The organism is Streptomyces hazeniae, assembly GCF_031845485.1.
Classification (GTDB): domain Bacteria; phylum Actinomycetota; class Actinomycetes; order Streptomycetales; family Streptomycetaceae; genus Streptomyces; species Streptomyces hazeniae.
Map to the genome: position 1 here is coordinate 52,300 of NZ_JAVREQ010000021.1, position 14,755 is coordinate 67,054.

General features: G+C 73.1%; 15 protein-coding genes. 6 read left to right on the forward strand and 9 right to left on the reverse strand.

What is annotated here, in order from left to right:
* Positions 1 to 63: 63 nt before the first annotated feature.
* The 6 genes from RM572_RS21315 (at position 64) to RM572_RS21340 (ending at position 6,683) form a co-directional block, all read left to right on the forward strand.
* On the forward strand, positions 64 to 738 hold the full coding sequence (locus tag RM572_RS21315; protein ID WP_136181835.1) for a response regulator transcription factor: 675 nt from the start codon (positions 64 to 66) through the stop codon (positions 736 to 738).
* 116 nt (positions 739 to 854) lie between these two features.
* The gene (locus RM572_RS21320) at positions 855 to 2,129 is read left to right on the forward strand and encodes a ribonuclease D (protein WP_311674988.1); all 1,275 of its coding nucleotides are present in this window, start codon (positions 855 to 857) and stop codon (positions 2,127 to 2,129) included.
* Positions 2,130 to 2,276: 147 nt separating this feature from the next.
* The gene (locus RM572_RS21325) at positions 2,277 to 2,651 is read left to right on the forward strand and encodes a hypothetical protein (RefSeq protein ID WP_311674989.1); all 375 of its coding nucleotides are present in this window, start codon (positions 2,277 to 2,279) and stop codon (positions 2,649 to 2,651) included.
* A 197-nt stretch (positions 2,652 to 2,848) separates the two neighbouring features.
* Entirely contained in the window at positions 2,849 to 4,063 is a 1,215-nt protein-coding gene (locus RM572_RS21330; RefSeq protein ID WP_027764404.1) for a thiolase family protein, read from the forward strand.
* A complete protein-coding gene (locus RM572_RS21335; RefSeq protein ID WP_311674990.1) occupies positions 4,060 to 6,189 on the forward strand; it encodes a 3-hydroxyacyl-CoA dehydrogenase NAD-binding domain-containing protein in 2,130 nt (709 codons plus the stop codon). The genes RM572_RS21330 and RM572_RS21335 overlap by 4 nt, the downstream gene beginning before the upstream one ends.
* Positions 6,190 to 6,305: 116 nt before the next feature.
* Complete coding sequence (locus RM572_RS21340) at positions 6,306 to 6,683, forward strand: PIN domain-containing protein (protein WP_311674991.1); 378 nt, start codon at positions 6,306 to 6,308, stop codon at positions 6,681 to 6,683.
* 15 nt (positions 6,684 to 6,698) lie between these two features.
* Here the strand turns inward: RM572_RS21340 and RM572_RS21345 are convergent, their stop codons facing one another.
* The 9 genes from RM572_RS21345 to RM572_RS21380 are packed head-to-tail and all read right to left on the reverse strand — an operon-like array spanning position 6,699 to position 14,332.
* A complete protein-coding gene (locus RM572_RS21345; RefSeq protein WP_311674992.1) occupies positions 6,699 to 8,225 on the reverse strand; it encodes a glycosyltransferase family 39 protein in 1,527 nt (508 codons plus the stop codon).
* 9 nt (positions 8,226 to 8,234) lie between these two features.
* On the reverse strand, positions 8,235 to 8,807 hold the full coding sequence (locus RM572_RS21350) for an NUDIX hydrolase (RefSeq protein ID WP_394813672.1): 573 nt from the start codon (positions 8,805 to 8,807) through the stop codon (positions 8,235 to 8,237).
* Between the two features lie 5 nt (positions 8,808 to 8,812).
* Positions 8,813 to 9,283: an NUDIX domain-containing protein gene (locus RM572_RS29785; protein ID WP_394813668.1), complete on the reverse strand. Its 471-nt coding sequence runs from the start codon at positions 9,281 to 9,283 to the stop codon at positions 8,813 to 8,815.
* Entirely contained in the window at positions 9,280 to 10,338 is a 1,059-nt protein-coding gene (locus RM572_RS21355; RefSeq protein ID WP_311674994.1) for a hypothetical protein, read from the reverse strand. Before RM572_RS21355 ends, RM572_RS29785 begins: the two co-directional genes overlap by 4 nt.
* Entirely contained in the window at positions 10,335 to 10,871 is a 537-nt protein-coding gene (gene dcd / locus RM572_RS21360; protein ID WP_311674995.1) for a dCTP deaminase, read from the reverse strand. The genes RM572_RS21355 and dcd overlap by 4 nt, the downstream gene beginning before the upstream one ends.
* On the reverse strand, positions 10,868 to 11,410 hold the full coding sequence (locus tag RM572_RS21365) for a dCTP deaminase (RefSeq protein ID WP_311674996.1): 543 nt from the start codon (positions 11,408 to 11,410) through the stop codon (positions 10,868 to 10,870). The genes dcd and RM572_RS21365 overlap by 4 nt, the downstream gene beginning before the upstream one ends.
* The gene (locus RM572_RS21370) at positions 11,407 to 12,345 is read right to left on the reverse strand and encodes a phosphotransferase (protein WP_311674997.1); all 939 of its coding nucleotides are present in this window, start codon (positions 12,343 to 12,345) and stop codon (positions 11,407 to 11,409) included. The genes RM572_RS21365 and RM572_RS21370 overlap by 4 nt, the downstream gene beginning before the upstream one ends.
* Before the next feature lie 51 nt (positions 12,346 to 12,396).
* On the reverse strand, positions 12,397 to 13,413 hold the full coding sequence (locus tag RM572_RS21375; RefSeq protein WP_311674998.1) for a cytidine deaminase: 1,017 nt from the start codon (positions 13,411 to 13,413) through the stop codon (positions 12,397 to 12,399).
* A gap of 28 nt (positions 13,414 to 13,441) precedes the next feature.
* Positions 13,442 to 14,332 carry a class I SAM-dependent methyltransferase gene (locus tag RM572_RS21380; RefSeq protein ID WP_311674999.1) on the reverse strand — a complete coding sequence of 297 codons (891 nt, stop codon included), beginning with the start codon at positions 14,330 to 14,332 and terminating at the stop codon, positions 13,442 to 13,444.
* Positions 14,333 to 14,755: the final 423 nt, after the last annotated feature.

Sequence of the window (14,755 nt, forward strand, 5' to 3'; positions counted from 1 at the left end):
CCCGCTCCCCACGGGGGCCGCACCCGAGCCGGCACCGTCCCAGCCACTCCCCCAGGAGGCCCGGTGTCTGTTCTCCTCGAGCACCCCACAAGCCTGGTCGCCTACCGCCCGAACAAGCCGACGGCCATGGTCGTCGTCGCCGACCCCCGAGTCCGTTCCACCGTGACGCGTCACCTGTGGGCACTCGGAGTGCGGGACGTCATCGAGGCGTCGTCGATCGCGGAGGCACGTCCCCGAGTCGCCAACCCCCGCGACATCTGCGTCGCCGACGTCCACCTGCCCGACGGCTCCGGACTGAGCCTGCTCTCCGAGACCCGCGCGGCGGGCTGGCCGAACGGCCTGGCCCTGTCCGCCGCCGACGACATCGGCGCGGTCCGCAACGCCCTGGCCGGCGGCGTGAAGGGCTACGTCGTCACGGGCACCCGCAACAACCTCGGCGGCATGCATCCCCGTCCCGGCGCAGCCCACATGGGAGCGGCCGCTGCCCGGATGCACCGCCGTCCCGGCGGCGGGCCCGGCGGCCCCGGCCACCCCGGCGGGCAGCGCGAGCTGTCCGGCCGCGAGGTGGAGGTGCTGCGGCTGGTGGCGGAGGGCCAGTCGAACAAGGCGATCGGCGTGTCCATGGGCCTGTCGGCGCTCACCGTGAAGAGCCACCTGGCACGGATCGCGCGGAAGCTGGGCACCGGCGACCGGGCCGGCATGGTCGCGGTGGCGCTGCGCACCGGCATCATCCACTGACCCGGACGGTCCCCCGGTCCGGATTCCGGGCCCCCGAGCCCCGGGGAAACGCCCGCCGACGCCGCTCCGGCGTCGGCGGGCGTTTCCCCGGGCGGACACACAGCTACCCTTGACCGGTGACCGACGCACAGGAGACCGAAACCCGCACGGCCAGAGTTCAGCCCTCCTCCCAGGACTCCGGTCCGGCGCCGGTCCCGCTCCTCGAGCCGCGTGAGGGCATCCCGCCCGTCACCGCCACCGCACAGGAGCTGGCCCGGGTCGTCGAGCGGTTCGCGGGCGGCAGCGGCCCGGTGGCCGTCGACGCCGAGCGGGCCTCCGGCTACCGGTACGGCCAGCGGGCGTACCTGATCCAGCTGCGCCGACGCGGGGCGGGCAGCGCCCTCGTCGACCCCGTCGCCTGCCCCGACCTCACCGTGCTCGGCGACGCGCTGCGCGACACCGAGTGGGTGCTGCACGCGGCGACGCAGGACCTGCCGTGCCTGCGCGAGATAGGCATGATCCCCGAGCGGCTCTTCGACACCGAGCTGGCCGGGCGGCTCGCCGGTTTCGCCCGGGTCGGACTGGGCCCGATGACGGAGAACGTCCTCGGCTACGCGCTGGAGAAGGGCCACTCGGCCGTCGACTGGTCCACCCGCCCGCTGCCCGAGCCCTGGCTGCGGTACGCCGCGCTGGACGTCGAGCTGCTCGTCGACCTGCGCGACGCGCTGGAGGAGGAGCTGACCGCGCAGGGCAAGCTGGACTGGGCGCTCCAGGAATTCGCGGCGATCGCCGCCGCTCCCCCGCCGCCGCCGCGCAAGGACCCCTGGCGGCGCACGTCCGGCATGCACAAGGTGCGGCGGCGTCGGCAGATGGCCGTCGTCCGCGAGCTGTGGACCACCCGGGACCGGATCGCGCAGCGGCGCGACCTCTCGCCCGGCAAGATCCTCGGGGACGCCGCGATCGTCGAGGCCGCCCTCGCCATGCCGGCGGACGTGCCGGCGATGGCCGCGCTGCCCGGCTTCGCCCAGCGGATGGGCAAGCGCGGCATCGACCAGTGGTTCGCGGCCGTGGAGCGGGCGCGGGCGCTGCCGGACCGCGAGCTGCCGCAGCAGGGCCAGCACGTGACGGGGCCGCCCCCGCCCCGCGCCTGGGCGGACCGGGACCCGGTGGCCGCCGCCCGCCTCGCGGCGGCCCGCGCGGCGGTGACCGCGCGGGCGGAGGAGCTGTCGCTGCCCCAGGAGAACCTGATCACGCCCGACACGGTGCGGCGGGTCTGCTGGGAGCCGCCGGCGGACACCTCCGAGGCGGCCGTCGGCGAGGTGCTGCGCGCGCACGGCGCGCGCGAGTGGCAGATCGAGCAGACGGTCCCGCTGCTCACGGTCGCCCTCGCGGCGACCCCGGCCGAGGAGTAGGAGGAGCAGGGGGTGCCCCGGGCCGCCGGTTCGGCCCGTGCGGGAGGGCCCTCGGTTGCGATGCGGCCACTGTTCGGAATTCGCAGTTCCCCCCGCGCCTCGTGGCACATAGGGTGATCAGCCGTCACCACTCTCATGGGGGAGCAGATGTCGTACCCGCAGGACCCGTACTCGTCCGACCAGCCCTACCAGCAGGGGCAGCCGTACCAGCAGGGCCAGCCGTACCAGCAGGGGCAGTATCCGCAGGGGCAGCCCTACCCGGGGCAGCCGTATCCGCAGGGCGGTTACGAGCCGAAGCAGCAGACCCCGTCCAACACGCTGAGCATCATCGGCATCGTGCTGGGCTGCGTCGCGTTCCTCTTCTGCCCGCCGCTCTTCGGCATCGGAGGCATCGTCTGCGGCGTGATCGCCAACTCCAAGGGCGAGCGGCTGGCCAAGGTCGCGATCGGGGTCTCCGCCGCCGGTCTGGTCCTCGGCATGATCATCGGTTTCCTGGTCTTCCAGGGGACGTACGGGATGTAGCGCGGGCGTGTTCCCGCGCCTCGCACGCGTTGCGGGCCCGTCCGGCGTCGCCGGGCGGGCCCGTTCGCGTGCGGCCCGAGTGTGACGTGTGCCTCGCGGGGTGCGGCGACTGCTTGCCAGGCGGTTACCGACAAGTAGCATAGGGCGTGGGAAGCGCGCCGCACGGCGTACCACCGCACCCCTGGAGGAGAGCCAACGTGCCTCGTACCGCTAGGGACGTCGTCTTCGTCGACGGCGTCCGGACCCCGTTCGGCAAGGCGGGCCCGAAGGGCATCTACCACGAGACCCGCGCCGACGACCTCGTCGTGAAGTGCATCCGCGAGCTGCTGCGCCGCAACCCCGATCTGCCGCCGGAGCAGATCGACGAGGTCGCGGTCGCCGCGACCACCCAGATCGGCGACCAGGGCCTGACGCTGGGCCGTACGGCAGGCATCCTCGCCGGGCTGCCCTCGTCCGTGCCGGGCTACTCCATCGACCGGATGTGCGCCGGCGCGATGACCGCCGTGACCACGACCGCCGGCTCGCTCTCCTTCGGCGCCTACGACGCGGTCGTCGCCGGCGGCGTCGAGCACATGGGGCGGCACCCGATGGGCGAGGGCGTCGACCCCAACCCGCGCTTCGTGTCGGAGAAGCTGGTCGACGAGTCCGCGCTGTTCATGGGCATGACGGCGGAGAACCTGCACGACCGCTTCCCGCACCTGACCAAGCAGCGCGCCGACGAGTACGCCGTGCGCAGCCAGGAGAAGGCCGCGAAGGCCTACGCGGACGGAAAGATCCAGCAGGACCTGGTGCCGATCTCGATCCGGCGCACCAACGAGGAGGCCGGGGAGACCGGCTGGGGCCTGGCCACCGAGGACGAGCCGATGCGGCCCGGCACCACGCTGGAGATGCTGGCCGGCCTCAAGACGCCGTTCCGCGCGCACGGCCGCGTCACCCCGGGCAACGCGGCGGGCCTCAACGACGGCGCCACCGCGTCGATCATCGCCGCCGAGGACTTCGCCCGCGAGCTGGGCCTGCCGGTGCGGATGCGCCTGGTCGCCTACGCCTTCGCCGGCGTCGAGCCCGAGGTGATGGGCGTCGGCCCCGTCCCGGCGACCGAGAAGGCGCTGCAGAAGGCCGGCCTGTCCATCGACGACATCGGCCTGTTCGAGATCAACGAAGCGTTCGCCGTGCAGGTCCTGGCTCTGCTGGACCACTACGGCATCGCCGACGACGACCCGCGCGTCAACCAGTACGGCGGCGCGATCGCGTTCGGCCACCCCCTCGCCTCCTCCGGCGTGCGCCTGATGACGCAGCTCGCCCGGCAGTTCGAGGAACAGCCCCATGTCCGCTACGGCATCACGACCATGTGCGTGGGCTTCGGCATGGGCGGCACGGTCATCTGGGAGAACCCGCACTGGGAGGGCAAGTGACGAACATCGCCGAGCTGCTGAAGGGCGCGGCCCAGTCCTTCCCGGACGAGGTCGTCACCCAGGCGCACGTGCGCCACCTGGACCTGCCGTCGAACGGCGGCAGGTTCGCGCTCATCACGCTGGACAACGGCTTCGACCACAGCAAGCCGACCACCTTCGGCCCGCAGTCGCTGGCCAACCTGGACGTCGCGATCGACCAGGTCGAGGCGGAGGCGAAGGCCGGCGAGATCGTCGCGGTCGGCCTCACCGGCAAGCCGTTCATCTTCGCCGTCGGCGCCGACCTCAAGGGCGTCGAGGTGCTGAAGGACCGTGCGGACGCCCTCGCCATCGGCCAGGCCGGGCACGCGGTGTTCCGCCGGCTGGGCGACCTGGGCGTGCCCAGCTTCGCCTACTACAACGGCGCGGCCATGGGCGGCGGCGTCGAGGTCGGCCTGCACTGCACCTACCGCACCGTCTCCCGGGCGACGCCCGCGTTCTCGCTGCCCGAGGTGTTCCTCGGCCTGGTCCCCGGCTGGGGCGGCTGCGTGCTGCTGCCGAACCTGATCGGCCCCGAGCGGGCGATCAGCGTCGTCATCGAGAACTCCCTGAACCAGAACAAGCAGCTCAAGGGCCCCCAGGTGCACGAGCTGGGCATCGCCGACGCGCTGTTCGAGGGCGCCGACTTCCTGGAGCAGTCCCTGCACTGGACCTCCGCCGTGCTGCGCGGCGAACTCCAGGTGCAGCGGCCCGAACCGGACCGCGGCGCGGCGTGGGACGAAGCGGTGCGGCGCGGCCGCGAGAGCGCCGACGCGAAGGTGCACGGCGCCGCGCCGGCCGCCTACCGGGCGCTGGACATCATCGCCGCCGCCAAGGACGGCGACCTCGGAGCCGGCTTCGCCGCCGAGGACGAGGCGCTCGCCGACCTCATCATGGGCGGCGAACTGCGCAGCGGCATCTACGCGTTCAACCTGGTGCAGAAGCGGGCCAAGCGACCCGCGGGCGCCCCGGACAAGTCCCTGGCCCGGCCGGTGACAAAGGTCGGCGTCGTGGGCGCCGGCCTGATGGCGAGCCAGCTCGCGCTGCTGTTCGCGCGCCGTCTGGAAGTGCCGGTCGTGCTGACCGACATCGACCAGGAGCGGGTGGACAAGGGCGTCGGCTACGTCCACGAGGAGATCGACAAGCTGCTCCTCAAGGGCCGGGTCAACCAGGACAAGGCCAACCGCCTCAAGGCGCTGGTCACCGGCTCGCTGGACAAGGCCGCCTCGTTCGGCGACGCGGACTTCGTCATCGAGGCCGTGTTCGAGGAGATGGGCGTCAAGCAGAAGGTGTTCGCCGAGGTCGAGGCGGTCGTGCCGGAGCACGCCATCCTCGCCACCAACACCTCCTCGCTGTCCGTCACCGAGATGGCCTCGCAGCTGCGGCACCCGGAGCGGGTCGTCGGCTTCCACTTCTTCAACCCGGTGGCCGTGCTGCCGCTGCTGGAGATCGTGCGCGGCGAGCAGACCGACGACGCGTCGCTGGCCACCGCCTTCGGCGTGGCGAAGAAGCTGAAGAAGACCGCGGTGCTGGTCAAGGACGCCCCGGCGTTCGTGGTCAACCGCGTGCTGACCCGCTTCCTCGGCGAGGTGCTGCGCTCCATCGACGAGGGCACGCCCGTCGACGTCGCCGACCGCGCGCTCGCCCCGCTGGGCCTGCCGATGTCGCCGATCGTGCTGCTCGAACTCGTCGGCCCGGCCGTCGCGCACCACGTGGCCGGCACGCTGAACGGGGCCTACCCGGACCGCTTCGGCATCTCGGAGAACCTGGGCCGCATCGTCGCGGCGGGCAAGCGGAACCTGTACGTCTACGACTCCGGCACGCCGGAGCTGGACCCGGAGGTCGCCGAGCTCTTCGAGACCGGTGACACCGTGCTGACGGAGGAGCAGGTCCGCGACCGCGCGCTGGACGCCATCGCGCAGGAGATCCGCCTGATGCTCGACGAGGGCGTGGTCGCCGAGGCGCAGGACGTCGACCTGTGCCTGATCACCGGCGCCGGCTGGCCCTTCCACCTGGGCGGCATCACGCCGTACCTGGACCGCGAGGGCGTCAGCGAGCGGGCCACCGGCAAGCGCTTCCTGGAGCCGGGGGTCGCGTCCGTCCCGGCCTGACGGCTGACGGCTGACGGCTGACGGCTCGCGAAGGGGTGTGCCGCACACGCGGCGCACCCCTTCCGCGCGTTCCCGGCCGGGCTCCCGTACGTACGGCGTCGTGGGAGGCTTGCGGCATGAAGACCCTCCTCGTCGTGGACGCGGCGAACGTCGTCGGCTCCGTGCCCGACGGGTGGTGGCGCGACCGCCGCGGCGCCGCCGAACGGCTCCGGGACCGCCTCGTGCCCTACGCGGACTCGGGGGTGCCGGGGCATCCGGGGCCCCTGGAGGTCGTCCTCGTCGTCGAGGGCGCCGCACGCTCGGTGGCGTCCGTGCCCGGCGTCCGTACGGTCGCCGCGGAGGGCTCCGGAGACGACCGCATCGTCGAACTCGTCGCCGAGGAGGGCCGCGACCGCACCTGCCTGGTCGTCACCGCCGACCGCGCCCTCCGCGAGCGCGTCCGGTCGCTGGGCGCCGAGGTCGCCGGCCCGCGCACCGTCCGCCCCCGGCCGTGAGTCACCGCCCGTGGGTCACCGCCCGTCGCGGCGGACGTGGAACACCGCACCGTCGACCGTGGCGACCGGGCGGTAGTGGGCGGTGAGGTAGGCGTCGAGGCGGGGGATGCGGGCGGGGCGGTAGGGGGCGCCGCGCGAATCGTCCACGACGACGGCGGGCGGGTGCTCCCGCAGGTCGCGCAGGAAGCGCGGCCACGAGCCGGGCATGGCGTACTGCTCGCCGGTGCGGACGCCGCCCCGGCCGCCGCTGAAGTTGGTGAGGAATCCGGCGGTGAGGTAGCGCGTCGCGGGCCGGCGGTCGGCGAGCCAGTAGTCCTCGGGATGCATGCCCCACACCAGGACCGGCTCGTCGGGGGCGGTGCGCTGCCGGAGTTCGGCCGCGACCCGGCGCGCGTGCTCCAGCTCGGCCCGTTCGGCGGTGAACCCCCAGGCGACGAACCCGGCGGTCAGGACGCCGGTCAGAGCGACGGCGACGGCCGCACGGCGTGGGGCCGCCGTCCGCAGCGCGGCGGTGGCCAGCAGCGTGAGCGGGGGCAGCAGTTGCAGGAAGTAGTGGCCGAAGAACTGGAACCCGACGGTGACGGCGACGGCGGAGGCACCCAGCCACACCCACAGGTCGGCGGTGCCGGCGAGGCCACGGCGGTACGCGGCGTGGGTGAGCGCGGCGACCAGCGGCGCGGCGGCCAGCAGGAGCAGCGCGGTGCCGCCGGCGGCGCGGCCGGCGGCGAGGAGTTCGGCTCCCTCCGCCGAGGCGTACTCCCCCGAGCCGGCGAACGTCCAGTAGGCGAAGCGTCCGGGTCCGAAGTGCACCGCCGCCGCGCCGACCGGGAGCGCGGTCGCGGCGAGCAGCCGCAGCCACGCGCCCGCACGTGACCGGTCGGCGTCGCGGAGCAGCAGGAAGAGCACGGGCAGCAGGACGACGCCACCGGTCTGCTTGGTGAGGAGCGCCGCCGCGACGGCGAGGCCCGCACGGCCCCAGAGGCGCCGGTCGGCGTACATGACGGCGGCCGCCGTCCACGGCAGCATGAACACCTCGAAGGTCGCCGCCTGCGTGTCCTCCGGGTTCAGGCCGACGGAGAGCAGCACGGAGACGACGCCGGCCGTCCAGCCCGCGCGGTCGCCCCAGCGCCTGCGCGCGGTCGAGGCGAGCAGGGCGGCCGTGGCGACGGTGGCGACCACGGCAAGGGCCTTCAGCGGCCACAGCGACGCGTCGCCGAAGACGGCGAACGCCGCCTGGTACAGCCAGGGCAGCAGCGGTGGTTTGCGGTCGACGACGGTCTCGTACAGTGCGCCGCCCGCGGCGAGCTGGCGGGCCTGTGTGGCGAGGAAGCCTTCGTCGGGGTTCCAGAGGGCGGTGGTGAAGGAGGGGAGGCGGGTCAGTGCGGCGAGGAGGGTCAGGACGGCGAGGAGCGGCGCCCAGAAGCGCTGCGTGCGCTGCGCCCGCTGCGTGCCGGCCGCGGGCGGCGCGGAGCGGCGGCGCGGGCCCGGGAGCGTCGTGTCGGCGGTGAGCGTGCGCGGCGAGGGCTCTCCGGACGGTGGCATGCCGTCAACCTATCGCCCGGGCCGCCTTCCGGGGGCCGCGTCGCCGTCCACGGGGATCTCCTCCACCGGGGCGCCGGGGGCGCACTCCGCGACGCCGAGGCTGCGGGCGGCGTGGAGTGCGGCGTCGACCTGGCCCGTCGCGGAGGGTCCCCAGCCGCACAGTTCCGCGGCCAGGCGGGGCGGGACCAGCAACCTGCGGTGGACGGTGCCGGTGGCGGGGTCCGTCGCGGCGCGGCCGACGCGTGCGATGGCGGCGGCCATCCGGACGCGGGCGCACGCCGGGCCGTCCGGCGGGGCGTCGCGGAGGTATCCGAGGTAGCGCAGTCCGCGGAGTTCGATCTGCGTCTCCTCCCGCACCTCGCGCCGGGAGGCCGCGGCGGCGTCCCGCTGCTCGAACGGCTCCAGCGTTCCGCCGGGGAGGCCGGCCTGCCCGGTGTCGTCCACGTACATCACCACGCGGCCGTCGGGTGCGAAGACCCACACCCACGACTGGCGGATGGGCAGTTCGTCGGGCACCGGCGCGTCGTACCAGCGCCACGCGGAGCCGCTGTGCACCCACGGCGCGATGCCGTGACGGCGCATCGTGTTCAGGACGGCCGGTTCCCACCCGTCCTCCAGGTAGCGGGGGCAGCCGTCCCGCCGTGCCCGGAGGGCGGCTTCGACGACGCGCCGGACGGGGCCGCCGACCCGTCCGTCCAGCTGCTCGACGGGGACGAACGCCACCTCGTCGCTTCCGGGCCGGGCGGAGGTGACGCGGTGCCGCGCCGAGCGGCTGATGCCGCCGCCGTCGAACACCAGCAGGGCGCCGCGGGCGGGCGCGGCGTGCGGGGCCAGTCGACGGCCAGCAGCCCGCCCGGGCGCGGGGTGAGGCCGACGGACCGTGCGGTCTCGTGCACGGCGGTGTCCCAGGGCGTTCCCGCATCCGCCACCGTGCCGCCGGGGAGGGCCCAGGAGGCGCGGCGGCCCGGCCCCCGCACCAGCAGGACGTGCCCCGCATCGTCGGTGACGAGCAGGGCGGCGGCCTCACGTTCCGGGGCGCCGCGGGGCGGCAGGGTCACGCGGGCACCGCGCGGAGCGCGTCGCGCAGCGCCGCCGTCGCTTCGCGCAGGCCGTGCATGTGCTGGGACATCCGGAAGAACACGGCCTCGTCCAGCAGCCGTTCGGACAGCCGGGCTCGGCGCGCGGCGTCGGTGTGCGGGTACCAGTCGGCGAGGAACGGGTCGTACTTGGTGCCCCGGTCCTCCATGTGGTGCCGCAGCTCCGCCGCGGCCTGTTCACGGTCCAGCCGTACGAGGGCGGGCCCGTCGGGGCAGTCCTCGAACCGGGGGAAGACCAGCGCGTCGACCCGGCTCTCCGGGACCGCGTCGCAGCCGACGGTCGCGCACAGTTCTCCGGCGCGGACCCACAACGACCCGGGCAGGGCGGCGCCGGAGGCGGTGTGCAGCGCCTCGGCGGTGCGGTGCCGTCCCTCGAAGGAGTTGGTGGGGTGCGTGGAGTCGGTGAGGAGGCGGGAGACGACCGGGGCCGACTCGGCGAGGGCGAGCAGCGCGTCGGTGCGCACGTTCACGGTGCGGGGTGATCCGTAGCCGCGCAGCGCCCCGTCGGGGGTCTCTCCCACTGTCAGGTCGTCGTTGGACACGAAGTCGGCACCGCCGTGGACGAGGGCGCTGAGGATGCTGGAGGTCTTCCCGGAGCGTTTCGCCCCGGCGAAGGCGACGCCGCGGCCGTCCATGCGCACCAGCCCGCCGTGCAGCAGCAGGTCGCCCGCCGCGTAGACCTGCCAGCGCAGCAGGTGGCGGACGGAGCGCAGGGTCTGCTGCGCCCGCCATTCGGACGGCTCGCCGACGACGGCGATGCGCCGGCGGGCGTCGTCCACCCACACCACGCGGTCGGGTTCGTAGTCCGAGGAATAGGCGAGGCGGCGCCAGCCGTCGCCCCGGGGAGCCCGGGTGGCGACCTGGACGACGGCGGGCGGGGGCCGGTCGTCGGCGGGGGTCAGGCGCACGAAGTCGCCCGCCATCCGCCCGAACTCGGCGACGGCCTCGGCGGGGGCGACGAGTTCCACCCGGGCCGTGCCGCACGACGCGTGCATACGCTGCGGGTCGGTCGTCATCGTGCCAGCGTCTCCCAGTACGGGTCGCGGAAGATCTCCGACTTCCGGGGGCCCTTGGAGCCCTGGTACTTGCCGGAGTACAGGGTGATCTCGCCCTGGGGCTTCCAGAACGTCATCTGTCCGATGCGCATCCCCGGGTACACGCGCAGGGCGAGGGTGGAGAAGAGCTGGAAGGTGATGGTGCCGATGGAGCCGATGTCGATCAGGTCGGCCGTGACGTGCACGAACAGCCCGGCGCGGGCGGTGCTGGACTTGGCGTGCACCATCGGCACGTACTCGGTGCTCCCCACGATCTCGCGGGAGGAACCGAGGCAGAAGCTCATGGGCTCCAGCACCAGGCCGTCCGCCGGGATGCGCTCCTCCACGACCTCCGGCTCGACGCGCGGGTCGATGACCGGGTCGCGGTAGCGCAGCAGGGTGTCGTCGAGCGTGAGGTCGATGCTGTTGGGGTTGATGAGCGCGGAGTCGAACGGCGTCACCGTGATCGCCGCGGACTCGACCTGCCGCTGGATTTCATGACCGCTGAGAATCACTGCAACTCTCGAATCTGTGGCTGTCGCACGTCGTTCCTGTGCAGCTTGGAGGGCATCGGCCGGTCGTGCCGCCCGTACCAGCCCCGGTATGCCAGGACGTCGCCGGTGGCGGTCCAGAACGAGACCTGGCCGATGATCTGGCCCGGGTAGACGTAGATGTCGAGGGCGGGCAGGAGTTCCAGCGTCCACCGGTGGACCGCTCCGCAGTGTCCGAGGTCGGCGGACAGCTGGACGAACAGGCCGAGCCGGCCGATGGAGCTGCGACCGATGAGCGAGGTGACGTACCGGGTGGAGCCGATGCGCTCCAGGGTGTGGCCTAGGTAGAGCTGGCCCTTGCGGAGCAGGCAGCGCCCGTCGACGGTCTCCACCGGTTCCTGCACCGCGTCGCGGCGCGGGTCGGGGCCCGACTCGACCCGGTAGATCTCCGGGCCGAGGCGGTAGTTGTAGCTGTTGGGGTTGACCCGGTCGTCGTCGAACGGGTCGATGACGATGTCTCCGTCCCGTACGGCCTCGGTGATGGCCTGGCCGGTGAGGATCATGGTCGTTCCGGGGCGGGCAGGTGGGTGCGGACCAGGTCGCGGAAGTCGTCGTCCAGGAGGACCGGCGAACCCCAGTTGCGCCACTCGTGCTGCCGGTCGGGTTGCCGGACGGCGTAGAAGGACAGGATGCCGAGCATGCCCCAGAGTTCGAAGTGCGGGACGAGCGGCGCGTCGTCCGGGCACAGCCGCTCGGCGGCGGCGTCCAGGAAGGGCTTGTACGGGGGCCGGTGCCGCAGGTGGAGGCTGATCGCTCCGACGGCGTGGGCCGGCGCGGACAGTGCGGCGATCGGCACGTTGAGCACGACCATCCGGCCGTCCGGCGCGACGACGGTGTTCTTCAGGTTCGCGTCGATGGAGACCACCGTGTGCGGCGCCGTGTGGGCCTTGGCCGCCTCGGCGAACCCTCCGTCGAGCCACGCGTCCACCGCCGCGGCGGTCTCCGTGCCCTCGTAGAACGGCCGGACGCGGTTCCAGTACCGGCGGCCGTAGTGGACGACGAACTCGGGCCAGGTGGCGAGGGCGGGCGCCTCTCGCTTGTACAGGCCGTAGCCGTCCCGCATCGGCGGGAGATGGCGGCAGGCCAGGACGAACCGGCACAGGTGGTCCACCAGCGCGTCGGTGGACGGCCCGTCGTCCTCGCGTTCCATGGCCGCCGCCAGGTTCTCCCCCTCCACGTACTCCGCGAAGACGGCGTCGAACGGGTCCCCGTCCTCCGTGCGGCAGACGCGGTGGATGCGCTGGACGGGCAGGTGCGCGCCGAGCGCGGCGGTCGCCTCGGCGAGGTAGCCGAGCGGGATGTCGCCGTCGACGACGTGCTTCGCGACGACCGGGCCCTGGTCCGTCCGCACGAGGTACACGAGGTTGTTCGAGCCGCTCAGCTCGCTGACGGGGGCGTCGGGGAACTCGTCGACGAGGAAGTCCCGGAACGTGGTCACGTGATCACCAGTCTGAGAAGGGGCGGTTCGGAGGGGAGGCGGTGGGCCGGGTCAGCGGGTGGGCCACTTGGTCCCCACGTACTTGTGCGGCAGGAGGGAGGCGAGGGGGACGACGCGCATCTCGTCGCCGTCCTGGACGACCGTGCTGACGCGGGGACCGTAGTCGAGCAGCAGCTCCCGGCACAGGCCGCAGGGGGGTACGAGCTTGATGTCCCGTCGCTCCTCGGAGGGCTTGGGGTGACGTACCGCCAGCGCCAGCATCAGGTCGCCGGCGCCCGCCGCGCGCGCCTGGCCGAGTGCGACGGCCTCGGCGCAGACCGAGGCGCGGCCGACCATCGCCTCGAGGTGGATGCCGGTGAACACCCGCCCGTCGCCGGTGACGACCACCGCCCCGATCTGGTGCCGGTTCTCGGCATAGCGCTCGGTGATGACCTCCCGGGCCAGCCCGACGAGGGAGGCGACGACCTGCTCGGCGGCCTCCTGCTCCGCCGGGGCGGCGGGCAGCCGCTTGGCGAGTTCGACGACCTGCTCCTCCAGCGCCGGGAGGTCGCCCGCGTTGTCGAGGACCAGGTCGGCCTCGACGCCGTCGCCGCCGAGCTCCGTGGGGTGGTCGTCCCGGCCGGCCCGCCGGTCGCCGCGGCCGGCCTTGCGTTCCCGCCGCAACGCGTCCGGCGCCGTCACCCGCACCAGCGTGAACCCCTGGTCGCGGAGACCGTCGAGGTCGGCGGGGCGGGCGTCGTCGCACAGCAGCACGTCGGCGCCCGCGAGTTCGGCGGCGGCCGCGCGCTGGGCGAAGTCCTCCAGCAGGAGGCCCGGGGCCGCCGTCCGGAAGTGGGAGCCCAGGAAGTTGAGCAGCTCGCCGTCCTGCTGCCCTTCGGCGAGCCGGGTGCGTGCCCGGGCGTAGAAGGCGGCCTGCACGTCGTACAGCGGGGCGGCGAGCTTGATCACCTCGACGTGCCGGTCCATGCCGGCCAGTGTCCGCCGCAGCAGGCCGGCGGCCGTCGACTTGCCGGCTCCGGGCAGCCCGAAGAGGGCGACGCGCTGCACGGAGCGGGATGCGCCTGTCATCTGGTGTCCTTCCGGCTCGGGCGCGGGGTCAGGCGCAGACGAAGACCGAGTTGCGCTTGCTGACCTCGAAGTGGCCGACCTCCGCGATGCGGTCGCTGACGGCCTTCTCGACGCCCCGGTACAGCTCGTCCTTCATCTCCTGTGTGATGTCGTCGCCGCCCATGGCCTGGACGCCGAGCAGCCGGTGGCCCGCCGAGTAGAAGTCCATGAACGGCTGCGGCGTCTCGAAGCGCAGGGCGTCCACGTACGGCCGCTCCTCGACGCTGTCGAAGTGCCGGACGAGCGTCTCCTCGGTGTTGTCGAGCGTCATCTTGCCGCGGCGCCCGCGCGGCAGCCGGGCGATGAAGTCCGCGGGGAAGCCGAGCTTCTCCATGGTCTCGAAGTGCAGGTCGTACATCTCCGGCATGGAGCGGCGCGCCTCGATGGTGACGATCGCGAGGCCCTTCGGGTCGCGGACGCGGGCGATCTCCGAGCAGACCAGGTCGGGGTCCTCGATGTAGTGGAAGATGTAGTTGGCCATGACGCGGGTGAAGCTGCCGTCCGCGAAACGCGAGAGGTCCTCGGCCCGGCCCTCGGTGAACTCCAGCGGCGCCCAGGCGATGGTGGCGTTGCGCTGGGCGAGTTCCAGCATGGCCGGGGAGATGTCCATGGCCACCGCGCGGCCGCCGTGCCGGAGCCGGCTGACCACGTCCCGGAGAATGAATCCGTTTCCGCAGCCGAGGTCCAGGACCGATTCGGTTCCGTTCAGGTCGAGGCACCGCAGCAGGTGGTCGATGAGCGGCTCGGGATTCTCGCGGTACACGTTGTGCGTCATCTGCTGCGTGAAGAGCGCCGTGTTGCTTCCGAAGTGCTCGCGAATGTATTCGAGACCGAAGTCGAACGGCTTCACCGACGCTACGCCCGCAGTGTCCTGACTCATTGCACCCTCACTAGTGAGAAACCGATACCCATTGCGGTTGTCCAGGGCCGCACACACGAAGAAACTAGGAAAAGCACCAGACAAGAAGAATGCCCGTCGCGGGCCTCCCGACGGGGCTGCCCGCTCGTGCGCCAGGAAACGTACCTCAGCGTTCACCGGCGAACAAGGCATGCTTCCCCTGCAGTTGCAGCCCGACCGCTCTCCGGGGACACGGCATGTCAGGGGACTCACGAGAACTGCGGGATCCCTTCACACCTCCACACCTTGCCCGCTTATGCCCGTTATCACCGGGACCCGCGGGAGGGCGCTGCCAGGGTGACGCGAGGAAAAAGAGCAGAGGGACGCGGGATTTCCTCCGGATATCTTGCCAAGCGCCTCGGGCGTCCTCCACACTTCTGCCGCGGACGCGACCTTGCGCGCAGC

What these genes read in the sequence shown, in the direction of transcription:
- RM572_RS21325 (WP_311674989.1), top strand. Translation starts at nt 2,277, where the DNA reads ATGTCGTACCCGCAGGACCCGTACTCGTCCGACCAGCCCTACCAGCAG.
- RM572_RS21340 (WP_311674991.1), top strand. Translation starts at nt 6,306, where the DNA reads ATGAAGACCCTCCTCGTCGTGGACGCGGCGAACGTCGTCGGCTCCGTG.
- RM572_RS21345 (WP_311674992.1), bottom strand. Translation starts at nt 8,225, where the DNA reads ATGCCACCGTCCGGAGAGCCCTCGCCGCGCACGCTCACCGCCGACACG.
- RM572_RS21350 (WP_394813672.1), bottom strand. Translation starts at nt 8,807, where the DNA reads ATGCGCCGTCACGGCATCGCGCCGTGGGTGCACAGCGGCTCCGCGTGG.
- RM572_RS21355 (WP_311674994.1), bottom strand. Translation starts at nt 10,338, where the DNA reads ATGACGACCGACCCGCAGCGTATGCACGCGTCGTGCGGCACGGCCCGG.
- RM572_RS21365 (WP_311674996.1), bottom strand. Translation starts at nt 11,410, where the DNA reads ATGATCCTCACCGGCCAGGCCATCACCGAGGCCGTACGGGACGGAGAC.
- RM572_RS21375 (WP_311674998.1), bottom strand. Translation starts at nt 13,413, where the DNA reads ATGACAGGCGCATCCCGCTCCGTGCAGCGCGTCGCCCTCTTCGGGCTG.
- RM572_RS21380 (WP_311674999.1), bottom strand. Translation starts at nt 14,332, where the DNA reads ATGAGTCAGGACACTGCGGGCGTAGCGTCGGTGAAGCCGTTCGACTTC.